At 63.8% G+C, this 24794-nt stretch carries 26 protein-coding genes; 17 read left to right on the top strand and 9 right to left on the bottom strand.

Annotated features, from left to right (window positions below):
• The first annotated feature begins 32 nt into the window (after nt 1-32).
• Nucleotides 33-533: a DinB family protein gene (locus RPE78_RS01525; protein ID WP_339107763.1), complete on the top strand. Its 501-nt coding sequence runs from the start codon at nt 33-35 to the stop codon at nt 531-533.
• A 34-nt stretch (nt 534-567) separates the two neighbouring features.
• Here the strand turns inward: RPE78_RS01525 and pdeM are convergent, their stop codons facing one another.
• The 4 genes from pdeM to RPE78_RS01505 form a co-directional block, all read right to left on the bottom strand.
• The gene (gene pdeM / locus RPE78_RS01520; RefSeq protein WP_406721038.1) at nt 568-1359 is read right to left on the bottom strand and encodes a ligase-associated DNA damage response endonuclease PdeM; all 792 of its coding nucleotides are present in this window, start codon (nt 1357-1359) and stop codon (nt 568-570) included.
• An 8-nt stretch (nt 1360-1367) separates the two neighbouring features.
• Nucleotides 1368-3782 (bottom strand): ligase-associated DNA damage response DEXH box helicase, encoded by a 2415-nt coding sequence (locus RPE78_RS01515; protein ID WP_406721037.1) that lies wholly within the window; start codon nt 3780-3782, stop codon nt 1368-1370.
• Nucleotides 3783-3885: 103 nt separating this feature from the next.
• Nucleotides 3886-6468: an HWE histidine kinase domain-containing protein gene (locus RPE78_RS01510; RefSeq protein ID WP_406721035.1), complete on the bottom strand. Its 2583-nt coding sequence runs from the start codon at nt 6466-6468 to the stop codon at nt 3886-3888.
• Nucleotides 6465-7127, bottom strand: coding sequence for a hypothetical protein (locus RPE78_RS01505; protein WP_406721034.1), 663 nt, complete (start codon nt 7125-7127; stop codon nt 6465-6467). Before RPE78_RS01505 ends, RPE78_RS01510 begins: the two co-directional genes overlap by 4 nt.
• 367 nt (nt 7128-7494) lie before the next feature.
• On the opposite strand from RPE78_RS01505, the gene RPE78_RS01500 reads away from it, so the two are divergent.
• On the top strand, nt 7495-8511 hold the full coding sequence (locus RPE78_RS01500) for a putative zinc-binding metallopeptidase (protein ID WP_406721033.1): 1017 nt from the start codon (nt 7495-7497) through the stop codon (nt 8509-8511).
• Nucleotides 8512-8522: 11 nt separating this feature from the next.
• Here RPE78_RS01500 and RPE78_RS01495 read toward each other — a convergent pair whose 3' ends face one another.
• Both RPE78_RS01495 and RPE78_RS01490 read right to left on the bottom strand, forming a co-directional pair.
• Nucleotides 8523-9266, bottom strand: a complete 744-nt coding sequence (locus RPE78_RS01495) for a hypothetical protein (RefSeq protein ID WP_406721032.1) — start codon at nt 9264-9266, stop codon at nt 8523-8525.
• 6 nt (nt 9267-9272) lie between these two features.
• Nucleotides 9273-10598 (bottom strand): hypothetical protein, encoded by a 1326-nt coding sequence (locus RPE78_RS01490; RefSeq protein ID WP_406721031.1) that lies wholly within the window; start codon nt 10596-10598, stop codon nt 9273-9275.
• A 260-nt stretch (nt 10599-10858) separates the two neighbouring features.
• Between RPE78_RS01490 and msrB the strand changes: the two genes are divergently transcribed.
• From msrB to RPE78_RS01465, 5 genes are all read left to right on the top strand, one after another.
• Nucleotides 10859-11308, top strand: a complete 450-nt coding sequence (gene msrB / locus RPE78_RS01485; RefSeq protein ID WP_339107756.1) for a peptide-methionine (R)-S-oxide reductase MsrB — start codon at nt 10859-10861, stop codon at nt 11306-11308.
• 313 nt (nt 11309-11621) lie between these two features.
• Complete coding sequence (locus RPE78_RS01480; protein WP_406721030.1) at nt 11622-12665, top strand: aldo/keto reductase; 1044 nt, start codon at nt 11622-11624, stop codon at nt 12663-12665.
• On the top strand, nt 12643-13011 hold the full coding sequence (locus tag RPE78_RS01475) for a hypothetical protein (RefSeq protein ID WP_339107754.1): 369 nt from the start codon (nt 12643-12645) through the stop codon (nt 13009-13011). The genes RPE78_RS01480 and RPE78_RS01475 overlap by 23 nt, the downstream gene beginning before the upstream one ends.
• On the top strand, nt 12999-13523 hold the full coding sequence (locus RPE78_RS01470) for a lipocalin (RefSeq protein ID WP_406721029.1): 525 nt from the start codon (nt 12999-13001) through the stop codon (nt 13521-13523). The genes RPE78_RS01475 and RPE78_RS01470 overlap by 13 nt, the downstream gene beginning before the upstream one ends.
• A gap of 68 nt (nt 13524-13591) precedes the next feature.
• On the top strand, nt 13592-14482 hold the full coding sequence (locus RPE78_RS01465; protein WP_406721028.1) for a DMT family transporter: 891 nt from the start codon (nt 13592-13594) through the stop codon (nt 14480-14482).
• On the opposite strand, the gene RPE78_RS01460 is transcribed toward RPE78_RS01465, so the two are convergent.
• The gene (locus RPE78_RS01460; protein ID WP_339107751.1) at nt 14479-15102 is read right to left on the bottom strand and encodes an NUDIX hydrolase; all 624 of its coding nucleotides are present in this window, start codon (nt 15100-15102) and stop codon (nt 14479-14481) included. The genes RPE78_RS01465 and RPE78_RS01460 overlap by 4 nt on opposite strands.
• 215 nt (nt 15103-15317) lie before the next feature.
• On the opposite strand from RPE78_RS01460, the gene RPE78_RS01455 reads away from it, so the two are divergent.
• From RPE78_RS01455 to RPE78_RS01440, 4 genes are all read left to right on the top strand, one after another.
• A complete protein-coding gene (locus RPE78_RS01455; RefSeq protein WP_339107750.1) occupies nt 15318-16058 on the top strand; it encodes an EF-hand domain-containing protein in 741 nt (246 codons plus the stop codon).
• A 117-nt stretch (nt 16059-16175) separates the two neighbouring features.
• Nucleotides 16176-16754: an RNA polymerase sigma factor gene (locus tag RPE78_RS01450; RefSeq protein ID WP_339107749.1), complete on the top strand. Its 579-nt coding sequence runs from the start codon at nt 16176-16178 to the stop codon at nt 16752-16754.
• 19 nt (nt 16755-16773) lie between these two features.
• On the top strand, nt 16774-17178 hold the full coding sequence (locus RPE78_RS01445) for a hypothetical protein (protein ID WP_406721027.1): 405 nt from the start codon (nt 16774-16776) through the stop codon (nt 17176-17178).
• Complete coding sequence (locus RPE78_RS01440; protein WP_406721026.1) at nt 17179-17655, top strand: periplasmic heavy metal sensor; 477 nt, start codon at nt 17179-17181, stop codon at nt 17653-17655. It begins immediately after the preceding gene.
• 130 nt (nt 17656-17785) lie between these two features.
• On the opposite strand, the gene RPE78_RS01435 is transcribed toward RPE78_RS01440, so the two are convergent.
• Nucleotides 17786-19183: a diguanylate cyclase domain-containing protein gene (locus tag RPE78_RS01435; RefSeq protein ID WP_406721025.1), complete on the bottom strand. Its 1398-nt coding sequence runs from the start codon at nt 19181-19183 to the stop codon at nt 17786-17788.
• A gap of 93 nt (nt 19184-19276) precedes the next feature.
• On the opposite strand from RPE78_RS01435, the gene RPE78_RS01430 reads away from it, so the two are divergent.
• From RPE78_RS01430 to dacB, 6 genes are all read left to right on the top strand, one after another.
• Nucleotides 19277-19555, top strand: coding sequence for a DUF3572 domain-containing protein (locus RPE78_RS01430; RefSeq protein ID WP_339107745.1), 279 nt, complete (start codon nt 19277-19279; stop codon nt 19553-19555).
• A 9-nt stretch (nt 19556-19564) separates the two neighbouring features.
• Nucleotides 19565-20260 (top strand): HAD family hydrolase, encoded by a 696-nt coding sequence (locus RPE78_RS01425; protein WP_406721024.1) that lies wholly within the window; start codon nt 19565-19567, stop codon nt 20258-20260.
• Nucleotides 20261-20320: 60 nt separating this feature from the next.
• On the top strand, nt 20321-20962 hold the full coding sequence (locus RPE78_RS01420; RefSeq protein WP_339107743.1) for a heme NO-binding domain-containing protein: 642 nt from the start codon (nt 20321-20323) through the stop codon (nt 20960-20962).
• On the top strand, nt 20962-21990 hold the full coding sequence (locus RPE78_RS01415; RefSeq protein ID WP_406721023.1) for a GGDEF domain-containing protein: 1029 nt from the start codon (nt 20962-20964) through the stop codon (nt 21988-21990). The genes RPE78_RS01420 and RPE78_RS01415 overlap by 1 nt, the downstream gene beginning before the upstream one ends.
• Nucleotides 21991-22162: 172 nt before the next feature.
• Complete coding sequence (locus RPE78_RS01410; RefSeq protein ID WP_339107741.1) at nt 22163-22780, top strand: nicotinate-nucleotide adenylyltransferase; 618 nt, start codon at nt 22163-22165, stop codon at nt 22778-22780.
• Between the two features lie 59 nt (nt 22781-22839).
• On the top strand, nt 22840-24270 hold the full coding sequence (dacB, locus tag RPE78_RS01405; protein WP_406721022.1) for a D-alanyl-D-alanine carboxypeptidase/D-alanyl-D-alanine-endopeptidase: 1431 nt from the start codon (nt 22840-22842) through the stop codon (nt 24268-24270).
• An 18-nt stretch (nt 24271-24288) separates the two neighbouring features.
• On the opposite strand, the gene RPE78_RS01400 is transcribed toward dacB, so the two are convergent.
• Nucleotides 24289-24717 carry a tellurite resistance TerB family protein gene (locus tag RPE78_RS01400; RefSeq protein WP_339107739.1) on the bottom strand — a complete coding sequence of 143 codons (429 nt, stop codon included), beginning with the start codon at nt 24715-24717 and terminating at the stop codon, nt 24289-24291.
• Between the last annotated feature and the right edge of the window lie 77 nt (nt 24718-24794).

Genomic DNA, 24794 nt, shown 5'->3' with positions numbered 1-24794 from the left:
ACCCTTCGGTCCGGTAGCAAAGGGGGAATGCAATGTCCGAGAAAACCAGTGCCCTGCGTATGGCGCGCTATAACAGCTGGCAGAACAACGCGATGATTTCGGCGGCCAACCAGTTGCCCATGCGCGAAAGACAGCGCGATTTCGGCACTTTCTTCAAATCGATCGAGGCGACATTCTCGCATCTCTATTGGGCCGACCAGACATGGCTGGCGCGCTTCGGGGTGGGGGCGCCCTTGGGGCTGGGCCTTCCCGAAAGCACCGGCCTGATCCACGATTGGGACCTCTTCCAGAGCGACCGTCAGGCACTTGACCAGCAGATTTTCGACTGGGTCGAGGGGCTGGACGAGACGTGGTTCTCTGGCACGCTGTCATGGTATTCCGGCGCATTGGGGCGCGATATGGTCAGACCGCATGCGCAGGTGCTGGCGCATATCTTCAACCATCAGACCCATCACCGTGGCCAGATCCATGCCATGTTGTCGATGGCAGGTGTCAATTCGGGCGTGACCGATCTGGCCTTCATGCCGGAGTAGGGCCTGTAGATAGAACGCGCCAAAGGGGCGCGCGTTAGGGCTGGCCTTCTGTCCGCTCGGCATCTGGCGCGGGGTCGGGGTCGGGCAGATGGGCGGTGGTGTCTGCCGCCGCCGCCGCAGGCACCTCATCCGCAGGTTCCGTATCCGCAGGCAGCGCAGGGATCGGCACCCGCAGGATTTTGCGCCCCATCGCATAGGCAATGCCGCCGCCGGTCAGGCGGGCCAGTTCGGGGTGGTCCATCTCCAACCCGCCGGTAAAGGTGCCGAAAGCGGGCAGGACCATGTGGGTTTCGCCCACCAGAAGTGCACGGGCGGCACGCCCCGCGATACGGGTCTTGGGGTGGAAATGCCCCGAGATATCCGGCCCCCGTCCGGCCTTGTGCCGGAAGGTCAGGTTGCCGAAGCGCAACTCGGGCATGATATCTCCGGGCAGGTCATGCTGGCCCGGATCATGGTTGCCGGTGATCCAGATCCAGTCAGAGACCTTGGCAATCGCCGCCAGCCGCGCCTTGACCGAACGCGCCAGAGACCGCCCCGCCTCATCATCGTCAAACGCATCCCCCAGCGAGACCACGCAGGCGGGTTTGGTGAAAAACAGCGTGGCATCAAGGCGGGCCAGAGTGTCGAGATCCCCGAAAGGGGGCAGCAGCGCGCCGCCCCGCCGCGCCACGCGCTCGGCCTTGCCGAAATGCAGATCCCCCAAAATCAGGGTGCGCCGTTCGGGCCAGTAAAGCGCCCCTGTGGACAGCACCATGAAACTATGGCCCGCAAAGCGCACGGGCGCCGTGACCAGCTTCTCGTCGAAATCGGGGAGTATGCTCGACATCCCGTCCGTCATGTCAGACCTGCCTCTTTCATCAACCGTTCGGCTTCCTGTTCCATCAGACGCATTTCGCCCGAACCGCCACGGATCGCAACCCGTCCGGCCTCCAGCAGAAGTGGCGCGGCCAGGGGGGACACATGCGCCAGCGGGTGATAGGCGATCCGCTCATGGGCCTGCAACATGTCCTCGATCCGGCCAAAATCCACAAGCCCCCGCTGCGCTTCGTCTTGGGTCATCCTTAACATGAGATGCTGCGGGTCGTGCCGACGCAGGGTGTCATACAGGATATCCGAGCTGAAAACCGCCTGTTTGCCAGAGCGCCGTCCGCCGGGCAGGGTGCGCTGGATCAGGCCCGCAATGGTGGCCACCGTGCGGAAGGCGCGCTTCATCACCGCATTCTGCCCCAGCCAGTCGGCAAAGCCCATGCGCAGTCCCGCAGGTTCCAGCAGGCTGGCGGGATGGTGCACCGGATCGACCGACCAGATCAGAACCGCATAATCGGTGGCGGTAAAGCCCAAAGGCCCCAGACCCAGATCCTCCATCCGTTTGGTGACCAGAAGGCCCAGCGTCTGATGGGCATTGCGCCCCGCAAAGCCGTAGATGCAGGTATAGTGGCGGTCCTTGCGGGGGAAGGTCTCGACCAGCAGGACGCGCGGCTGCGGCAGGCCGGAAAGGCGGCCCTGCCGGTCCAGCCAGTCGCGACAATGGGGGGGCAGGGCCTGCCAGCGGGCAGGGTCCGCGATCAGCGCCTCGACGCGGTGGGAAAGCTGGGTCGAGGTGGCCAGCTTGGTGCCGGAATAGACCGCGATCTTCGGGTCGCGCCCGCGGGCGGGGCTGACCTCGACCACCAGATCATGCAGCCCCTCATAGCGCACCACCTGACCGCCAATCAGGAAGGTATCTCCGGGCGAGAGGGTGGCGGCAAAGGCTTCCTCGACCTCGCCTAAAGGCGCGCCGCCCCGCCGCGCTTTCATCCGCACCTTCAGGGTCTCGCTATCGACGATGGTGCCGATATTCATCCGCAGATCCCGCGCCGCACGGGGGTCGCGCAGCTGCCACACCCCCTGCCGCTGCATCAGGCGCTGCCAGCGGTCATAGGCCCGCAGCGCGTAACCGCCCGTGGCGCAGTAGTCCAGACAGGCGTCGAAATCCTCTTGCGAGAGACCGGTATAGGGGCCCGCCCGCTGGATTTCGGTATAAAGCGCCTCGGCCGAAAACGGGCCTGCGCAGGCGGTCAGCAGGATATGCTGGCACAGCACATCCAGAGGGCCGGGGCCGCGCGGGTCGCCATCCAGATCATGCGCGCGCACGGCCTCGAGGGCTGCGGCACATTCGATCTCCTCAAAGCGGTTGGCGGCGACGATACGCGCGCGCGAGGGTGTGTCATAGCGGTGATTGGCCCGCCCGATCCGTTGCACCAGACGTTTGACATTCTTGGGCGCACCCACCTGAATGACCAGATCGACATCGCCCCAATCCAGCCCCAGATCCAGCGAGCCGGTGCAGACCACGGCGCGCAGGCGGCCTGCCACCATCGCCGCCTCGACCTTCTGGCGGGCCTCACGCGCCAGCGAGCCGTGATGCAGCCCGATCGGCTCGTTGGTGTCATTGACCTCCCAGAGCGCCTGAAAGAACAGCTCGGCCTGCGCGCGGGTGTTCAGAAACACCAGCGTCAGGCGGGCCTCGCGAATGGCGGCCATCACATCGCGCACCGCATAGCGCCCGCCGCCGCCCGACCACGGTGGCGGATCGGTGGTGGCCAGCATGGCAATATCGGGGGGCGGTCCGGGATCGGCCTGCAGGATATGCGCCCCGCCCATAAAGCGGGCCAGCCCCTCGGGGTCTTCCACCGTGGCCGACAAGCCGGTGACGGTCAGCGCGGGCGAAAGGACGCGCAGCCGCGCCAGCCCCAGCATAAGCTGGTCCCCACGGCGGCTTTCGGCCAAGGCGTGGATCTCGTCGAGGATCACCCGTTTCACACCGGCGAAAATTTTGGGGGCTTCGGGATAGGACAGCAGCAGCGCCAGCGATTCCGGTGTGGTCAACAGGATGTCGGGCGGGTCCACGCGCTGCCGCCTGCGGGTGGTGGCCTTGGTGTCGCCCGTGCGGTCCTCGATGCGGATCTGCAACCCCAATCCGGTCACAGGGGCGGTCAGCGCCCGCGCGATATCGGCACTCAGCGCCTTGAGCGGGGAGACATAAAGCGTATGAAGCCCGCCTTCGGTGCCCTTTAGCAGATCGGCAAGGCTGGGCAGAAAGCCCGCAAGCGTCTTGCCACCGCCCGTGGGCGCGATCAGCAGCGTGTCGCCTGGCTGGCGCAACATTTCCAACTGGTGGGGATGGGGCACCCAGCCCTGATCTGTAAACCAGCGTTGCAGCTTGGGGGGCAGGGCCGGTTCTGGCGGAGGGGGGATCTGGGCTGTCATGCCTAGCAGATAGGGTGGTCCGGCGCCCGCGCAATAGGGCGCCGAAGGGTTCTGTCACCGCCCCGCCGTTACATGCACGGGAGCGGCGGAGGCAAGGGCAGGGTCAGTTCCGCAAAAAGCCCATCTTGGTCAGCACATCCGACAGATCCCCTGTGGTATAGGGTTTGCGCATCAGCTCGGCCTCGGGATAGGCGTCAATGCCGGCTTCGTTAGCATCATAGCCGGAAGCCAGCACGATAGGGACCCCCTGCGCGGCGAGATGTTCGGCCACCGGCAACGAGGTTTCCTCGCCCAGATTGACATCCAGCACGGCAAGCTTCGGCACGAACCCGTCCTTCAGGATCGACAACGCCTCGGCTACGGAGGCCGCTGTGCGCACCTCGTCCGCGCCCATGTCCTCCAGCATCCCTGCCAGATCCAGCGCAACGATCATCGTATCTTCCAGCACAAGAGCCGGACCACCAACCCAAGGTTCGCCACTGGCAGGAGAGGTTTCGTCTTGCATATTGATCTCTGGATTTCCATCAAACGGGCGATGAGTGATAACAATATTGGCCGGTAATGAGAAGCGCGCCTCGACGCCAGCCGAGTTGTAACGCACCTCGGCGGCGCCTTTCAGCTCATGCGGGATGGTCTTCTCGATCACGGTCGAGCCGAAGCCGCGGCGCGTCGGTGCACGCACCACCGGTCCGCCCCGCTCGTGCCAGTCGATCGTCCATGTGCCATCGGGCTCTTCGGTAATGCCGATCTCGACCCGTCCGCTGGGCGCATGCAGGGCCCCGTATTTCACCGAATTGGTCACCAGTTCGTGGAAGACCAGCGCCAAGGGCGTGAACGCCTCTGCCGTGATGACGATATTCTGGCCCCTGAAATCCAGACGGCTCTTGTTGCCCAGCCCGAAGGCATTGGCCTCGACCTCGATCAGCTCGGCCAGCGGGATCGGCGCGAACTGGTCGCGGGTCAGCTGGTCATGGGCGCGCGCCAGCGCGTTGATGCGCCCGTCCAGTGCCACGGTGAATTCGCTCAATGTCTCGGCGCCGCTGCTGGACTGTTTCATGATCGAGCGGATGAGATTGAGGATATTGCGCACACGGTGGTTCAGCTCGGAAATCAGCAATGCCTGCCGTTCCTGCGCCTGTTTTCGCTCTTTCTCGGCCTGATCGGTCAGCTTGAGCACCACTTCCAGCAAGGTGCCGCGCAGGGCCTCGGCGGCCCGTAACTCGCCCGCCGCCCAAGGCGCACAGTGGCCATGCACCTCCTCGCGCCACGCCTCGAAAGATTTGCGCGGGCTCAGGCGGTCGCCATTGGGACCATGCTCGACCGGTTTCTCGGGGTTGCCCGCCCATGTCACCGATTTCGCGATCTCGCGGCGGAACAGCACCAGATAGTCGCGCGGACGGCGCGAGATCGGCAGCGCCAGCAGGCCGGCGCAGTCTTCCTGATAGGACGCGGCCTCGGGAAAGCCTTTGGACAGATGGTCGGTCGCATAGACCCGCGATCCCGAAGCGGTGTTGAGATAGCGTGCAAGGCGGTAGAACTGTTCTTCGGTCGGGGTGGTGCCCTGTGTCAGCAGCTTGCCGTCACTGTAAAGCGTGATCCCGTCGAACTGGATCAGATCCTCGATCTGGCGGGCGATATCGCTGAAATTCTCGGCCCACTCGCTGGTGGCCGAAACCAGCGCCATGATCCGGTTATGGGTCTCTTGCGCGCGCAGGGCCGATTCATTTTCGATCATCGTCTCGGCGCGGGCCAGCTCGTAGGCGAAAAGCTGGCCGAAAAGTTCGACCGAGGTGCGCTTTTCGTAATCCATGATCAGCGGTTCGGGATGGTGGCAGGCAATCAGCCCCCACAATTCCCCCTGATTGAGGATGGACACCGACATCGAGGCCTGAACGCCCATATTGCGCAGATATTCCAGATGGATCGGCGAAACCGAGCGCGATACGGAAAGCGACAGGTCCAGTGGCTCCCCCATCGGGTTTTGCGCCGGTAAGATCTCGGAGCCCGCATCATCGACATTGCCGATCAGCCGCAGAAGCGAGCGTTTATAAAGGGCGCGCGCCTGTTTGGGGATGTCGGACCCCGGAAAGCGCAGCCCCAGATAGCCACTCATGCCGGGGGCAAGCGCCTCGGCGATTACCTTGCCGGAGCCATCGGGCGAGAACTGGTAGACCATCACCCGCGCAAACCCCGTCAGGCGACGCAGGCTTTCGGCGGCAGAACTCGCCATCTGCGGCACATCGCGCATCGTCGACAGCTTCTGGATCAGCGGCTGCACCACGGCCAGATCACTGGCATGGTTGTGGCTTTTCTTGATTTCGAATTCCAGAATGAACCCATGCTTATAGGCATGGGCCGCTACGTCAAAAAGCACACCGCGCCGCCCGATTTCCAAGCCGAAAAGACGCACCGTTTGCTGGTCGAGGCTGAGCCGCGTCAGATGGGCACGGATCAGTTGCTTGGTCTGCACCGGCAGCAGATCGGCCAGCGGCAGCCCCAGCAGGTCTTCGGCAGCAAGGCCCAGCATGCGCGCGGCATTGGCCGAATGATGCTGCACGATCCAGTCATGGCTCAGCGCAATCAGGCAGGCCCAGCTTTGGACGCGCCCGAGCTGGTGGATCGGTTCGCGGTCGCAATTTGTAAGATCCGTTTGGGTCAAGGCGGAATAGTCCGGCATCTGGGTCATAAAGGTGCTTTCTCTGCCCGATGGGGATGCATCGGTGCAGCAGGGGACGAGAGATGCTGAGACAGGGCAAGGGCGAACCATTCGAAGCACTGTTCGGCATCTGCGATAATACTCTCGGTTTGAGGATTTTCTACCGAAATTTGAGACGTTTGATGAACGTAGTTTTGCCAAAGACGGGGGTCGAAAACATGCTCCAGATACTGGCTTGGCACCGCGTCGCGGCCCTGTTGCACAAGGGCCTCGCGACGGCGGCGGGCCAGCACCTGTGTGCCCAGCCGCGACCCGAACAGCACATAGTCTCGGGCCAGCGGATGCAGGCGCAGCGGGGCCGTGTTCTGGCTTTGAGGCGCGTCGCCACAAAGGGCATGACCCGTGAAAGGCGCCAGATCGGCCTCCAGCGCCGCCAGCAGCCTGCGGATCAGCGCCGAGCCTGCCATTTGCTCCGGTGCATGATCCGTATCGGTTGCGGCCTGCATCCGGCCTAGAGCCTGACGATGCGCGCGCAGGAAGACTGCATAATCGGCATCGATCCCGAGATCGAGCGCCGAGAACGCGCGGTCCAAGGCATCATGGGCAGGTGTCAGACGCTGCCGCAGGGCATCACGCAGGGTTTGTGCACCGGAACTGGCCGTCTCTGGCGCGGCGGGGGAATGGGTCAATGGCAACATGCTTTCGCAGTAAGAGTGAACTTGTTACGCGCGGGTATAGCGAAACTTATAAAGAATGAGAGGGCACAAATCATGCGCCTCGTCCCCCTTGGCACAGGTGCCGCATCCCAACTATGTCAAAAGACATAACTCAAAGATTTTTCCCTCGTTGTTCGTGGCCTATCGGCTGAAGATTTCGGTTCATGCATACCAATCGGGCTAACCTGTCATGGCCGTGAAGGTTCCCTCGGTGCAGAAATAAAGTTCTCGCGCGGCCAAGGTTGTCTTGGCGCTGGCTTGCGCCATTTGTGGGGAGAATATCACAGGCCCGCCCGCACAGGTTTCGCGTAGGTTTCGGGCGGTTGCGGAGGGTCTGCCCATGATGCGTTATCACTGCCCGTCCTGTCGCGCCGAAGTCTATTTCGGCAATGACACCTGTCTGTCCTGCGGGACGGAACTCGTGTTCGAGCCCGGACGCGGCTTTCTGGATTTGCGGGCGGAAGGCCTGCCGGCTTGTGAAAACCGTGCGCGTATCGGCTGTAACTGGGTGGCCGATGCGCAGGAGGGCGCGCAGGGAGGGCTGTGCCTGTCCTGTCGGCATACGACGGTGATCCCCGATCTTTCAGTGGAGGGCAATCTGCAGCGCTGGGCCGAGTTCGAAGCGGCCAAGCGCAATCTGATGCGGATGGCTGTCCTGCTGGATCTGCCCCTGACCGACAGCGCGGGGCCGCGCCCGCGTTTTCTGTTCAAAGCGCCGGATGCGGGCGAAGCGGTGGTGATGGGGCATGCCGATGGCGATATCACGCTCAATATCGCCGAGGCCGATGATGAGTATCGCGCCGCGACCCGTGCGGAAATGGGCGAGCCCTATCGCACCCTGATCGGGCATTTGCGCCACGAATCGGGGCATGCGTTCTGGGAGGTGCTGGTGAAGCCCTTTCCCGACCGTCTGGCGGCGTGCCGTGCGTTGTTCGGTGATGAGCGCGAAGATTACGGGCAGGCGCTGGAGCGCCATTACGCGCATCCCGCGCCCGCAGGGTGGGAGCAGGCCTTCGTGTCCGAATATGCCACCGCCCATCCCTATGAGGATTTCGCCGAAAGCTGGGCAAACCTGCTGCATATCCTCGACGGGCTGGAAACCGCGCTGTGTTACGGGCTGATGCCTGCAGGGCACGAACTGGCCGCGCCCGAGGCCCCGCGCGATATCCTGTTCTGGCTGCTGGGGATCGCGATGGAGGATCTGGTCTCGGCCTGGATCGCGCTGTCACTGGCGCTGAACGCGCTGAATGACAGTCTGGGCCATCCCAGCTTCTATCCCTTCATCCTCACCCCGAAGGTCTCTGAAAAGCTGGATTGGGTGCGGCAGGTCATCCGGCAGGGATGTCTGGCGGAATAGGGGGCGGCGGATCAGGGGGGCGCAAGGAAGCCATACTGCTGCAACTCGGCTTTCGAGAGCAGATAGATCCGGTCGGGGGCGGTTCGCATGGCAGGCTCCATCACCGCAGGGTCGATGCCCATCCTGATCAGATAGGCCATCACCGCCGCTTGCCCGCGCTGCACAGATTCCACCGCCATGAAGGCGGGTAGGATGGCGCTGGTGCCGAAGCTGTGCTGATGCACGCCAAGCTTGCCATTGGGCGCAACCTGCCGCGTGCGGCCTCCGGCAAAGAGATAGGGGCAGGCGGACAGGCAGATCGCCCCGTCCTTGACCGAGGTCGCAATGCCGCTGTCGCGCAGAACCTCGCCGATCTCCAGCGCATCCGAGACCGAACCGCCAGTTGAATCCAGACTGACCATGCGGATGGTCTGCCCCGTTTCGGCGCGGCGGCGCAGTTCCTCGGTGATGCGGGCCGCATCGCCGACGGCGATCTGGCCGGTCAGGGTCAGATCCGCCCCTTCGCCGCCAAGCTCCAGCCGCTCGGGCATCGGGCCTTGCGGGGCGGGCACGCCCGGAGCGGTGCCGGGCCTGCGATCGGGCGTATAGGGGCGGGTCGAGGGGCCGGAGGGCAGGGGCGCGGTCAGCGGGTCCTTGCCGCCCCAGCTACCGATCAGGTCAATCCCCATCAGCGCCACGCCAATGGCCACCTGCGCGCCGATCAGCGCAACGATGACGCGCCGGATCTGGTTGGGCGGTTGGGATATGTCGCGCATCGCCGCTTACTCCACCGGACGGAGGGAGGCGGCAGGCGCGGGCGTTCCGTGCCGCATCTCGGACGGGGGGACCGTGGGGGGCGGCGTCAGGTCAGGCCCGATATTCAGATCCCGCGCAGCCGCCAGCGCCGCGCGCAGCTCGGCCACGGTCATATGTTCTTCGGGGGCATGGGCGCCCTGCGCCTGACGGATTGCCGACTGCACCACCATCAGGATGAAGACCAGAACGGCAGGCAGGAGGTCGATGGCGATCGCCCCCGCCCAGGACGGGACGAAATTGCCCGCATAGCGGATCACCGCATCGGCGGCCGAAAGCGCGGTATATTCGATTTCGGCGGGGTCGGGCAGGGCCTGCACCTCGGCGGCGGCGCTTTCCAGCGTGCTGGCGCGGTCGGCCAGAAGGGTCATGACCGAGGCAATCGTGCTTTCTTGCGAGCTGCGTCCCGCATCGGTGCTGGCATCAAGGTCGGGCAGCACCACCGAATCCCGCAGGTCTGCCGCCGCCCGCATCACCAAAGGCGCGACATTCAACTGGCGCAGCTCGGCAATAATCGCCGACAGCCGCACCGCCTCTTCGGAAAACCGCACCGAGCGGCCCTCGACCGCGCCCGGCTCGACCGAAAGCGCCCGCATCCGCGACAGGATCGCATTGCCATTGGCAAAGGCTTCCTCCACCGCCTTGTCCTGTGCGGCAATCTGCGCCCCAAGGCCCTGTAGCTCGTTGGATTTCTGGGTCAGGACGCGGAAGACCGCACCACGCCCTGCAAGCCCCGACAGATCGCCCGTGGCTTCCTGCTGGGACAGCCCGTCGAATGTGTCGCGCACGCGGGCCACATCGCGGGCCAGCGCCTGACCGGCAATGGTCTTGGCATGGGTGCGTTCCAGCGCGGTCTGATACTCCTGTACGGTATGGGCCAGATGCTGTTCTACCGCCGCCGCCCCCGCCAGCGCTGCGGCATTCAGCCAGCTCGACATGGCGACAATCGCCAGCGATCCCAGCGCCATGCTCAGCAGCAACCCCAGCCGCGAGGCCGCCGTGCGCATCGCGGGCAAAAGCCGCATCATATAGGACCAGAACACGAAGATCCCCACCGAGACCGCCAGCGAATAGCTGAGCGCGGCAAAGGTGGTCCATGCCCCGCTATCATCCAAGAGCGAGCGCACGCCCAGATAGGTATAGATCCCCGACGCCGCCGCTAGCACGCCAAGCGCCGCGCCGGTAAAACTGTCGAGCCAGCGCAGATGGCGCGACAGCTCGTGGGCGTAACGATGGGCCTCGCTTTCGGGGGGGATGGAGGTCTGCGAAACGGGCGGAAGAGGCGTATCGGCCAAGGGCGGCTCCTTTAAAGGGGCAGGGCTGGGAAGAACGTCTGGTGGTGGTGGGGGCGGTGCATCACCGGCACGGCCCCGTTATAAATCGCGATGGGAGGCGCGTATTTCAAGGGCGCGCGCCTGCCAGCCCCCGCCTCAGCAAAGGGGGAAGACGGGCCGCCGGATTTCGCGCCGTTGGGGCTTTCGCGGCTTTGGGGCCGTTTTGCCCCTTTGCTTTTGCCGCGCGCTCCATATCTTGAGAGCCAGCAAAGGAGATATCCATGAGCACCGAAAAGACCTATGCCAAGTCGCGCGACGCGATCGAACGCCTGACGCCCGAGCAGTTCCGCGTGACCCAGCAATCGGGCACCGAACGCCCCGGCACGGGCGCGTATCTGCACGAGAAGCGCCGCGGCCTCTATGTGGATGTGGTCTCGGGCGAGCCGCTTTTCGCATCCTCGTCCAAGTATGAATCGGGGTGCGGCTGGCCCAGCTTTACCCGCCCGCTCCTTGCGGACCACATCACCGAGATCCATGATACCAGCCACGGCATGATCCGTACCGAGGTTCGCTCGACCTATGGGGACAGCCATCTGGGCCATGTCTTTCCCGACGGCCCGCGCGAGCAGGGGGGCTTGCGCTATTGCATCAACTCGGCCTCGCTGCGGTTTGTCCCGCTCGAGGAGATGGAGGCCGAAGGCTATGGCGATCTGATTGCCCGCATCGACTGACAGCAAGGGGGGGCGGAGCGCTGGCGCGTCGCCCCGTTTTGTGGCCCGTTTTGTGTCCTGCTTCGTGGCCTGCCTGTCCCGCGCGGTGTCTCCGGTTCTGTTCCGGTTTGGCTCGGGGGCAGAAAGATATGTGGATCTGCGCACAAAAGGTCCGGCCTCGGGGCCTTTCGAATGGCGGGGCGCTGTGGCAGGCTCGCCCCCGATAGGCCCGACTGATGCGCGCGTCCCGCCGGACAGGGCGCGTCTTTGTGGCTTATGTCCATCCCGCGCGTCGGACCCGCAGTTGACCCCGCACTCTGAGAGGAATGAGTATATGCGTAAAGTAAAGCTTGGCCGGACCGATATCGAGGTGAGCGAGATCTGCCTCGGGTCGATGACATGGGGCTCGCAGGACAGCGAGGAAAACGGTCATGCCCAGCTCGATTATGCTTTGGAGCGCGGCGTGGATTTCATTGACACCGCCGAGATGTATCCGGTCAATCCTGTGTCGAAGGACACGGTGGGCCGCACCGAAGAGATCATCGGGAACTGGCTGGCCCGAACCGGCAAGCGGCAGGATGTCATTCTGGCGACCAAGATCACCGGCGAGGGCGGTGCCGCACGCGAGGGGGCGGCGATCACCGGACCGGCCATCCGCGCCTGTGTCGAGGACAGCCTGCGCCGCCTGCAAAGCGATTATATCGACCTCTACCAGTTCCACTGGCCCAATCGCGGCAGCTACCATTTCCGCAAGACATGGAGCTTTGCACCCGACCGGCAGCCCGCGAAATCGGAGATCCGCGCCAATATGGTCGAGTGTCTCGAAACGCTGGGGGCGTTGGTCAGGGAGGGCAAGCTGCGCGCGTTCGGTCTGTCCAATGAAAGCGCATGGGGCACGGCGCAGTTTCTGGAACTGGCCGAGGCGGGGCACGGCCCGCGCGTGGCCTCGATCCAGAACGAATATTCGCTGATGTGCCGCTATTACGATCTCGATCTGGCCGAACTGGGTGTGCAGGAGGATGTCACGCTTCTGGCCTATTCGCCGCTCGCCGCCGGTATCCTGTCGGGGCAGTATTCGGGCGGGGCTGTGCCTGCGGGGTCGCGGATGGCGGCCAATGGCAATCTGGGCGGACGGGCCAATCCGCGCGCCTTCGAGATTGCCGATCTGTATGTGAGGATTGCCCGCGATCACGGGCTGGACCCGATCACGATGGCCATCGCCTTCACGCTGGATCGCCCCTTCCCCTGCCTGCCGATCATTGGCGGGCGCTCGGTGGCGCAGATCGGGGCGTCGATCGATGCGGCGGGGCTGGTGCTGTCGGCTGACGTCAAAGAGGCGATCGCCAAGGTGCATCATGATCACCCGATGCCCTTTTAAGGTCATCCTGCTGGGGGCTGCGCTGATGGGCGTGGCCTCCTGTCGGCCCGGTTTCCTCCCATTCGGCACGCCCGGGGCGGCACAGACCCTGCCGCCCGTGGGCAAGGCGCGCGACAGCCTGTTGCAGCAGTCCTGCACAAAGCGCGGGGGCACGTGGAATCAGCGGGCGGATGGTGCAATCTGCGTGACGCGGCCGAAAGATGCGGGTAAGTCCTGTCGCAAGGCGTCCGATTGCGAGGGTGAATGTCTTGCCCGGTCGAACACCTGTGCGCCGGTGCGCCCCCTGATGGGCTGCAACGACATCCGCACCGAAAACGGTATGAGTGTGACCCAATGCCTTGGCTGAGCCGGAACCTGGCCCTTGCAACCGCGATTGCTGCTGTGACTTTGGCCAGCTGTGGCCGCGCACCGCAGCAAAAGCTGGTGCGTGATCCGAAATCGGGGATTTCCTCCGCGGCACTTTTCGACCCCGAACGCTTTGCCGGCGAGTGGCTGGTGGTGGCCTCCAGCACGCCGCGCTGCGCGGGGGGCAAGCAGAACTGGGCCCTCTCCGGCAAGACCGGCTATAGCCTCTCGGGCACCGATTGCAGCGATGGCACGGCACCGCGCATGCTTGGCGGGACGGCGGTTGTAACCGGACCGGGCGGGCGGATCTCGACCTCGGACAGCTTTGGCCGCGAACCGGTCTGGGTGCTGTGGGTCGATCAGGATTACCGCATCGTCGCATTGGGCACCCCGTCGGGCCGCTGGGGCCAGATCATGGTGCGCCCCTCGGTCGGGCCGCGCTCGGACCTGTTGACGGCGGCGCGCGAAGTCATGGCCTTTAACGGCTATTACCTGAACCTTATCACCAACTGATCCCGCCTGCGGGATCGTCACCATTGATCCTGCGCGAGCTTCTCGCGCGGGACGGAAAGCGTTGTATAATGTGGATTCTCCTGACCCTTTGCGCCGCAGCCCTGCAGACAGGGCGTTTCGTGCTGCAAAAGAAGCTGGCCGGGTCGGGTCTGTCGGCCGCAGGGGCCACGTTTTCGCGCTTTGTGTTCGGGGCACCGCTGGCGATTGCGGGCGCATTGATCCTGCTGCCCGAGATGGGCCGTCCTGCGGATCTGTTCGGCCAGATGGGGGCGGGGTTCTGGGCCTATGTGGTGATCGGCGGCGCGGCGCAGGCCTCGGCGACGCTGCTTCTGGTGCGGTTGTTTGCCTTGCGTAATTTCGCGGTGGGGATTGCCTTTACCAAAACCGAAGTGGTGCAGGTCGCGCTGATGTCGCTTGTCTTTCTGGGGGACCGGATTGCCGTGCTGGGCTGGGTCGGGATCGTGCTGGGGCTTGTGGGGGTGTTGTGCCTTTCGCGCCCGCCCGAAGGGGGCATCGCGGGCAGAGCGGCGGTATACGGGATTGTGGCAGGCGGGCTGTTCGGGCTGTCGGCCATCGCCTATCGCGGGGCGACGCTGGAGCTCATGCCCTTGCCCTTCATGGGGCGTGCCTTTGTCACGCTGGCCTGTGTGACATCGGTGCAGACATTGGGGATGGGGCTGTGCCTGCGCCTGTTCCAACCCGGTGAACTGACGCGCGTGCTGCGGGCATGGTCGCGCACGATCTGGGTCGGTATTCTTGGCGCGGCAGGCTCTGCGGGCTGGTTCATGGCCTTCGCCCTCCAGAATGCCGCCTATGTGCGGGCATTGGGGCAGGTGGAGATGGTCTTTACCCTCTGCGCGTCGGTGCTGATTTTCCACGAGCGGCTGCACCGCCGCGAGGCGGTGGGCATCGCGCTGGTGCTGGCCTCGGTGATTGTGGTGGTGCTGGCCGCCGCCTAGCAGATCCGCGAAAAGACAGGACGCGGGCCGCGATTGTCAAAAAACGGGACCCCCTCAGCGGGGGCCATATCTTGCAGTCTATGGGCCGCAGCCAGCAAGGCACCCGCCTCGGCCAGCACCAGTTCGGTGACAAAGGGCAGATCCAGCGCGCGCGCCTCGTGCAGGGGAACCCATGTCAGATGGCGCAATTCCCCATCATTGGGCAGAGGGGCGTCGGGATTGGCAAGGTCGCGGGCATCGGCCATCAGGAAACGCGCATCGAATCGTCTGGGGCGCTGGCGCGGCGTGATGGCCCGGAAGATGAAGTGCAATCCGGCGCCCTGACGCAGCGTTAGTCCTGTTTCCTCCTGCAATTCGCGCAATCCGCAACTGATCAGCGCATCGGCCAGCGCCCCGAGTCGCCGATGGCAGCGCGGCGAGAGGCCCGAATTCTGCGGGCTTGAGGTGTCCTGCGGGTCCAGCCCGCCGCCCGGAAATACGAATTTATTCGGCATGAACTGGGCCTTCGCCCCGCGCTGCCCCATCAGAACGGCGGGCCCCTGCGTGGTTTGGCGCCATAAAATAAGGCTGCAGGCATCGCGGATCGGTGGCGGGGTCTGGGGGGGGAGCGGCGCGGACATGGGGTCTCCGTTTTTCGTGATGCGGATGTGATCGGGGCTTAAGTTTGCTTCAGGCTCACTTCAGGGTCGGGCGACAAAAAGAACAGGTCGAAGGCGCACACGCCCCTTCGGAGGAATTGGAAACGCAATGATACCGCGCCGATCTGGCAACGGAAAGACAGGCGGCGCACGTAGCAAATAGGACAGGTCCTGAACGGATCGGTGAGGAGTTCGAGATGAAAACGACGATCAAGAAATCCATCGGAGCAGTTCTTCTGGCCACGACCGGCCTCGCCATGGTGGCAGGCGGCGTTTCGGCCCAGCAAGCCCAGCCCGCCCCCGCGCAGTCAGAGGCCCCGATGCCTCCGCGCGATGGGAAAGCTGGCGCTGCAATGGATTTCTCGCGCTTTGATACCGATAAAGACGGTGTTGTAACCCTGAAAGAACTGCAGGCCCCGCGGGCGGAAAAAGCCGCCAAGCTTGATGCGAACGGGGATGGCTATATCACCGAAGAAGAGATGGTTGCCGCAGAGATGGCGGATGCTCAGGCCCGCATCGAGAAGCGCGTGAAGGCCTATTTCGAGATGATGGACAGCAATGGCGACGGCAAGCTGAGCGCAGCCGAGCTGGCCGCCAAGCCCGATCCGGAGATCCGGTTCTTCATGATGGCCGATACCAATGGCGACGGCAAACTTGATGCCGACGAGCTGGCAGCGGCCAAGCAGAAGATGGCGGCGGGCCATGACCGTTTTGACGGCAAGGGTGGTCCGCGTGGCGAGCGTGGCATGCGCGGGGATCAGGGCGCAAAAGGCGATCATGGTGCCCGTGGGGACCAAGGGGGCCGTGGGGATCACGGTGCGCGCGGTGACGGGCATGGCCCGAAAGGGGATCGTGGTCCGCGCGGTGACGCGAATGGCCGCCCGCCCATGCCGCCCGCAGATGCGCCCGAGGCTCCCGCAGCCGATAATGCAAACTGAGTTTGGTCTTCCATAAGTGATTGGCCGGTCCGTTTTTTCGGGCCGGCTTCGTTATGTGTCTGGCGCTCTGTCTTGCGGAAATTCCGGTATCTGCTAGGGGGAGAACAGGCGAAAGGAATGGCAGTCGAAATGGGGGCAGAAACATCCGACGAGGCATTGCTTCTGGCCTATGGTCAGGGCGACCGTGCTGCAGCGCAGGCGCTGACAGTGCGCCTTGCGCCATTGAGCTATCGTCTGGCCTGCCGCATGCTGCGCGATGAGGCCGAAGCCGAGGATGTGGCGCAGGAAGCCATGTTGCGGCTGTGGAAAATTGCCCCGCAATGGCGTGTGGGGGAAGCCAAAGTTTCCACATGGCTGTATCGTGTGACCTCGAATCTGGCGACGGACCGTTTGCGCAAACGGCGCGCCACATCTTTGGACGAAGCGGGCGATCCCGCCGATGAAACTTTGTCTGTTGATGAACAAATGCTGGAAAATCAGCGCGCTGAGGCGTTACAATGGGCACTGGACCAGTTGCCGATCCGCCAGAAACAGGCGGTGATTTTACGCCATCTTGAAGGTTTATCCAATCCGGAGATCGCGGAAGCGATGGAAACCGGCGTGGAGGCCGTAGAAAGTCTGACAGCACGGGGGAAACGTGCATTGGCCGCCCTGTTACGCCAACGTAAGGATAGTCTTGGCTATGACAGGGATTAAGGCCGTGAAGGAGGGTGTGATGATGGTTGACGAACATAAGCTTGAGCCATTCTGGCAAGCCGCGCGGGACCAGCAGCCCGAGCCGTCGCCCGAATTTCTGGCGCGCGTGCTGGCGGATGGTCTACAGATGCAGGCACAGCACTTGCGTCCCGGCGCTCCGGGGGCGGCGGATGTGGCCTGGACCGGCGGTCTATTCGGTCTGATATCCGTGCTGCGCGATGCCGCACGCAACTGGTTGCCGATGGGCGGCATGGTGGCGGCAACCTGCATGGGCGTCATTATTGGTTTGTCGAGCGGCAATCCTTTGTCCTATGTTGGGCTGAAGACGATTTCCACCGCCGAGGCAACAACTGTTGAGCTGTTGCCGACCGGTGATCTGTTCTCCGTTGCCGCGCAGGTCGCAAGCGAGTCTGGAGATTATTAAATGAACGAGACAAGGCGCAAAGGGGATCGTAAGACCCGCTGGGCACTTATGATTTCCGTCACGCTCAATCTCTTGGTGGCAGGCGTTATTATTGGCGGTGCCTTCGGTCCCGCCAATCGCGGCCCCCAGCCGCCGCAGGTCGGGCTGGGGCCTTTTGACCGTGGGTTGACCGATGCGGACCGCCAGACCCTGACCAGGATGGCCAAGGCCGAAGGGTTCGAGTTCAACAATTATCCCGGTGCTATAGATGTCTGGCTGGAGAGGATTCTGACGGCGATCGAGCAGACCCCCTATGACGAGGTCGCCGTGCGCGATGCGCTGAATGCGCACCGGATGCATATCGTGTCCCGTATCCAGACCGGCGAGGATATTATGGTGAAGTGGCTCGGGACACTCACCCCCGAGGACCGCAAGACCTTTGTCGAGCGGATTCGCACCCATGAAGAAGAAGGGGGGGGCCCGCCACCGCAGCATTAGCCTGCCGCGTGAGCGGTTGCAGGACGCGCTGTTCGAACGCCCCGCTGGAAAAACCGGCGGGGCGTTTTGTTGTTCCTATCGCTGTTGCGGGGGCTTCGGGCCTTGGGGGCAGAGGCGGGGGCGGGGGCGTTCAGGCGGCCGAGGGGCAGGGAAAGACCTGCACCTGATTGCGCCCGTTATGTTTGGACAGCAGCATCGCGTGATCTGCCGCCTCGAACAGATGATCGATGGACCGGAGGCGCTCGTCGCCCAGCACCAGCCCGATCGAGATCGTCACGTTCAGATCCGGCCCGTTGGCGCGGTGGAAGGGGCGTTCGTTGATCACCCGACAAAGCAGGTCCGCCGCCAGTCGCGCCTCTTCGGGCGGGCAGTCGGGCAGAGCGATCAGGAACTCCTCGCCGCCGATGCGGGCAAGGAGGTCATTGCCGTCCAGCACGGTGCTCAGACGATGGGCAACCTCGGTCAGCACGCTGTCTCCGACGGCATGGCCATAGGTGTCGTTGATGTCCTTGAAACGGTCCAGATCCAGCAGCATCACGGCAAAATCCTTGCCGGTGCGGCGGGCATGATCGGCGATCCGCTCCAGCTGCGGCATGGCATAACGGCGGTTATACAGCCCCGTCAGCGGGTCGATCGTGGCAAGGCGCAGCCCTTCGGTCAGGTTCTTCCGGCTTTGGTCAAGGCGGCGTTTGCGGGCCAGATGGCGGCGCAGGCGTAAGGCGATATCCTCGGTGGTTTCGCGGGCGGTCATATCGGCGGGCAGCACATCATCGGCCCCCAGATCCAGAGCCATCACCGCCGTTTCGCGGGCCTCGGCCTCGGCGGCAATGCAGATCACCGCCGCTTTCGATCCGGCACGGGCACGCAGCTCGGCCATCAGGCGCAACCCCTCGTCGCGGCGCGACAGATCCGCAGCCAGAATAAGCGCGTCGAAAGCGCTTTGGGCTTCGGTGGCCACGCTCAGCGCCTCGGAGCGTTCGAGAATGGTCAGGTAATTGGCGGGGAGATGCCGCGCCAAGGCCTGTTTCCATGCGGCGGCCTGCACGCGGGTCGGGGCGATCAGCCCGATCCGTGCTGGTGCGGCGAAGGTGGCCGGCCCTTCGGCAAAGCCCAGATCGCGGAAGGTGCTTTCGCGCAGGCGCATTTCGGCATCGGTGGAACGGGTCCGCAGCAGGCTGCGCAGACGCGCCAGCAGCAGCACCTCGTCATAGGGTTTGGGCAGGCAGACATCGGCCCCCGCCCGCAATGCGGCCAGACGGTTGGCGATATCTTCCGGCTGATGCAGGAAAATCACGGGAATTTCGCTGGTCAGCGGGTCGGTTTTCAGATGGTGCGCAAGCTCCACCCCGCTCATATCCGGTTGCGCCTGATCGATCAGGATCAGCTCGGGGCGCTCGCGGATGGCAAGGTTCAGTGCCATCTGCCCGTTACTGGCCAAGACGACATCGTAGCGTGCTCCGGCAAGCTTTGCCTTGAGCATGATGCGATTGGTCGCGATCTGGTCTGCAATCAGGATCTTGCCTGCCATGACGCCTTGTTCTCCCTCGGCGTTAATTCACTTGTGCATATTGCTTGGTATTAGGTTAATAAAATGTTTCGACTTGTCGGAAAGGAAATTCAAATGCGGCAAGAAACTGCCGAAGAGATCGCGCTTGGTGCATTGGGCTGGCTGGCCGGTCGGGAAAACCTGCTGGAGGCCTTTCTCAACGTCAGCGGCGCCGAGGCCAGCCAGATCCGTTCCATCGCGCGCGAGACCGGTTTCCAGACGGCGCTGCTGGATTTTATCCTGACGCAGGACGCATGGGTGATCGACTGTGCGCAGGATCTGGGCTATCGCCCCGACGAACTTGTTGCCGCGCGGGCCGTTCTGGGCGGCGGCGACCAGATGCATTGGACCTGAGGAGCTTTCATGCAGATTGCGGCGCTGCTGTTTGACAAAGACGGAACCCTGTTCGATTTCCATGCGACATGGAGCGCATGGGCCCGCGATCTGCTGCAGCTTCTGTCGGACGGCGATCCGGCCTTGGCAACGGTGCTGGCGGAGGCCATAGACTATGACCTTCGGGCGGGGCGGTTCCGGCCCAGCTCGGTGGCGATTGCGGGAACAATGGACGAGATCGTTGCCGCGCTGGCCGCGCATCTGCCGCAATGGTCCCGCGCGGATCTGGCGCAGGAGATGCACCGCATGGCGCAGGGCGCACCGCAGGTGGCCGCAGCACCGCTGGCGGATTTGCTGCCGCGCTTGCGTGCGCGGGGGCTGAAACTGGGGGTGATGACCAATGATGCCGAGGCGTCGGCGCGGGTCCATCTGCACCGCGAGGCAGCGCTGGATTATTTCGACTATGTGATGGGCGCCGATAGCGGTTTCGGGGCCAAACCCGATCCGGCACCGCTGCTGGCACTGGCGCAGAAGCTGGGGGTCGCGGCGGAGGCTTGCGTGATGCTGGGCGACAGCCTGCATGACCTTCAGGCGGCAAAAGCGGCGGGTATGATGCCGGTCGGGGTGCTGACCGGTCCGGCCACCGCCGAGGTGCTGGCCCCTTTCGCGCAGGCTATTCTGTCCGATATTGGTGAATTGCCCGAATGGCTTGCCAGTCAGGGTTGAGGCTGATGTCTTATGACGGGTTGAGGGTATTTTAACAGTCAGGATCTAGGCTGGGCGCATATGTCGCTTAACCCGGGTCCGATTGTCATGCATGGCCTTATAAATACCTCGATTCAGACCTTTTTGATTGGAAATTACGGCACGGCTGTCTGGCTGGATGTCGCGACTGAAATCGGCATTCCTCCCGAAGGCTATGAGGCGATGCTGACCTATGACCATTCCCATACGGACGCCTTGTTGGCGGCGGCTTCGACACGGCTGAACAAGCCGCGGCTGGGCTTTCTGGAAGACCTCGGGGCCTATGTCGCCATGATCGAGCCGGTGCGCAGGCTCTTGCGGTTCAGCGGCCCCGACTATCCGGAATTTCTGTTATCTCTGAACGAGATGCAGGGCAGGGCGCAGATGGCTCTGCCCGATCTCGAAATGCCGGAACTTACCTGCTCTCTCGAGCATGTGGGGGTTTACCGGCTGTCCGTCCATAGCAAGATGCTGGGCTGGGGGGCGGCGATGACCGGTCTGGTCCGCGCGATGGCCGATGATTACGGGGCTCTGGCCTTTATCGAATATCTCGATCAGGTGCAGGATCGGGGCGGCGTCTGTGACGACCAGATGGTGCAGGAAGACGTTTTGGTCACCCTGCTTGAAGAAAGTTTTGCCGAAGGTCGCAGCTTCGACCTCGCGGCACCGGCGGGGAGAGTGTGATGTTGATCAGCCAGATGGAGACCGCCCCCGTGCCGCGCGCGCCCACCTTGTCGGTCGAGGCTCTGGGCCAGTTGATGCCGATGTTTCTGTGGCTGGACGGGGATGGCACGATTTTGGGCATGGGGCCGACCCTGATGAAAGTGGTGGGCGGTGCCTCCGCGCTCGGGCATTCGGTGACGGATTGCTTCCAGATGGGGCGGGGCCGGACACGGCAGGCCACGTTCGATATTTCCCCGTCGCGGCGGATCCATCTGACCCCGCGCAGCTGGCCCGACGTGTCTTTGCGTGGTGTGGTGGTGCCGATCGTCCAGCGGGGGGTGATGCTCAACCTGACATTCGGGGTGCATCTTAACAAGGCAATCCGGGCCTTCCGCCTGACCGAAGCCGATTTCTCCACCTCCGACCTCACGATGGAGCTGCTCTATCTGCAAGAGGCCAAGACGGCCGTTCTGGGAGAGTTGCGTGCGCTCAATCACCGGCTGGAGCGCGCCCGCCGCAGCGCGGAAGATGCAGCGCGCACAGATCCGCTGACCGGCCTGTCCAACCGCCGCGCCTTCGATATCGCACTGGAGGCCAGCCTTGAGGCCGGTCGTCGCGGGGGGGCGCCCTTCGCGCTGGCCCAGCTTGATCTGGACCATTTCAAGGCGGTGAATGACACGCTTGGCCATGCGGCGGGCGATCATGTTCTGGCGGTGGTGGCCAAAATCCTGCGCGAGGAAACGCGCGAGATGGATGTCGTCTCGCGGGTGGGGGGCGATGAATTCGTGATGCTGCTGCGCGATTCGGTCGATCCGGAGCGGCTGCGGATGATGGGCGCGCGCATCATTGCCCGTCTGGAAGAGCCGATCCCCTTCGAGGGGCATGAATGCCGGATTTCAGGCTCGATCGGGGTGGCGATGTCGCAAGATTACGACGATCCGGTGGCGGAAGAAATGATGGCCGATGCCGATGCCGCGCTTTACACCTCGAAGCGGGAAGGACGCGCCCGTTGCACCCTGTCGGTGCCGGGGTCGGGGGGAGCATCCTAGGCAGGCCCTTTCACGGGCCGCCGTGCAGGAAAACGCGCAAACATGCGGCTTTGCGCTGCGGAGCACAGCCTTTTGTGCGGTGTCCTGCCCACGGGCAGTTTCCGCACGCGGCAGTGGCATAATGTCGCATTTGGGCTTCCCATCCGCAGGTGCTTTGGCTAGGTCTTCGCGCATGAGCCAGAATTTTCCTATAGCCCGTCCGGGAATGCGCATCGGCCTCTTGGGGGGATCTTTCGATCCGGCCCATCAGGGGCATGCCCATATCAGTCGTGTGGCACTACGGCGGTTCGGGCTGGATCAGGTCTGGTGGCTGCTCAGTCCGGGCAATCCGCTCAAGGCCAAGGGGCCTGCGCCGCTGGCTGCGCGGATGCGGCGCGCGCGCGAGGTCATGCCCGATCCCCGGATCAAGATCACCGATCTGGAACAGCGGCTGGGCACATGTTTTACCGCCGATACGCTGCGTGCGCTGCAGGCCCATTATCGGCAGGTGGATTTTGTCTGGCTGATGGGGGCGGACAACCTGATCCAGATCGACCGCTGGGATCACTGGCAGGATATTTTCGACCGGATGCCGGTCGGGGTTCTGGCGCGCCCCGGGGTGCGGTTGCGGGCACGCTGTTCGAAAGCGGCGCGGGTTTTCGCCCATGCCAAACTGCCCGGATGGCGTTCGCAGGAACTGGCGGCGGGGCCTGCGCCGCGCTGGTGCTTTATCAACATGCCGATGTCTTCGGAATCCTCGACCCGTATCCGCGATGCCGGAGACTGGAAAAGCCCTGCGCGCGAAGCTTGAACCAGAGCCTCGCGCGGGTTATTCTGGCCAGACATTCCAGAAAAAGGCGGTTTGGCACGATGCAGGTTTCTCGGCGCGGTTTCGTTACGGGTCTGGCGGCTTCTACTCTTGGGCTGGCGGCAACGCCGACATTGGCGCAGGCCCAGGTGGCCTCGGGCGAGGGGTATGTGCAGGCGGCGCGGCTGGGGGGCGATGTCGGCTATGTGGTGATGGATGCGCGCAGCGGGCAGGTGCTGGAGGCGCGCAACCCGACGATGGGTCTGCCGCCCGCCTCGACGGCAAAAACCATCACGACGCTTTATGCCCTTGAAACCCTTGGAACAAACTACCGTTTCGGCACGTGGCTGATTGCGACGGGGCCGGTGGTGAATGGCGTGATTCAGGGCGATCTGGTCCTGTCGGGCGGGGCGGACCCGACGCTTTCGACCGATCATCTGGGGGCAATGGCGGCAGAGCTTGCGCGGATCGGGGTGCGGGGCGTGACGGGGCGGTTTCTTGTCTGGGGCGGGGCGCTGCCCTATGCCGAGGAAATCGCGAAGGACCAGCCCGTTTATGTCAGCTATAACCCCTCTATCTCTGGGCTGATCCTGAACTATAACCGCGTCTATTTTGCGTGGAAACGTGCCGGAAACGGCTATCAACTGACGATGGATGCCCGCGGCGACAGCTACACGCCGACGGCCTATACCGCGTCGATGCAGGTGGCAGCGCGCCAGTCGCCGCTTTTCGCCTATTCGGATCGCGGGGGGAAAGAGCAATGGACGGTGGCGGCCCCTGCCTTGGGGCGCTCTGGGTCGCGCTGGCTGCCAGTGCGGCATCCGACGGCCTATGCGGGGGATGTGTTCCAGACGCTGGCGCGCGGGCAGGGCTGCCCCCTGCCCAGCCCGCAAGAGGCCAAGACGGCTCCTGTCGGCACGGTTCTGGTGACCCATGCCTCGCAGCTTCTGCCGACTATCCTGCAGGATATGCTGAAATATTCCACCAACCTGACGGCCGAGGCGGTGGGGATGACCTCCTCGACGGTGCGTGGTTTGCCGGCCGCGCGCGGGCGCTCGGGGACCGCGATGAGCCGGTGGATTGCAGCGAAGGCAGGCACACAGGCGATCGATCTGGTCGACCATTCGGGGCTGGGCGGCGCGTCGCGTGTGACTGCGATGGATATGGTGCGGGTGATTGCCGCAGGCCAGCCGATGGGTCTGCGCAACCTTGTCAAACCTTTCAAGCTGCGTGATGCGGCAGGGCGCAACCTGCAAAGCCAGCCTTTTGCGGTAGATGCGAAGACCGGCACGCTGAATTTCGTGTCCTCGCTGGCGGGCTATATGACGGCACCGAACGGGCGCGAGCTGATGTTTGCCATCCTGACCGGCGATGTGGACCGCCGCCGCCGCACGCAGGACGAAGATCGTCCGGCGGGGTCGGTGGAATGGGTGAAGCGTTCGAAAATACTTCAGTCGCAACTGCTTATGCGATGGGGCGCTGTTTACGGCTAACCCCTGCGCAGTCGGTGTTCAGGCCGGTAGCACCATATGACGGGCGCGGGCTCCACGCTCGATTGCGGCGGCGTGTAGGCGGTCAAGCCCCAGTTCGATCCGCGTTTCTTCCAGCATGCGCAACTCGGGCTGGTTGAGAAGCCCGTCGGCTGCGGCCACATCGCAGGCCAACGCATAGGCGGTTTCGGACATCGCTTGCGGCAGGCTGTCGCGCACAAGCCCGAATAGCGCCTCGATACCGTCTTCCTCCTCGAACAGCGCAAAGACGGTGCGGGCGATTGTGCCGATCCGGTCCGCATCGTAATCGGCAAAGACCGGCAGGTGGTTCACGATGCGCTCGATCGCCACCAGTTCCGAGGTGCGGATCTCTTCATCCGAGGCGGAAACCGCCACCATGACCGCCACAAGGGCATCTTGCGGCGAAAGCGAGGGAAGGGCATCCGGCATGGTCTTTGGTCCTTTGCAAACAGGGTTATGAGGCTTGAGTTATTGACGACCCTGCCCGCGTTCAATAGGGGAAGGGC

It is taken from the genome of Thioclava litoralis (assembly GCF_045278885.1).
Lineage (GTDB): Bacteria > Pseudomonadota > Alphaproteobacteria > Rhodobacterales > Rhodobacteraceae > Thioclava > Thioclava litoralis.
Note: the sequence above shows the minus strand (reverse complement) of the source record. Positions and strands in the feature narration are given on the sequence as shown.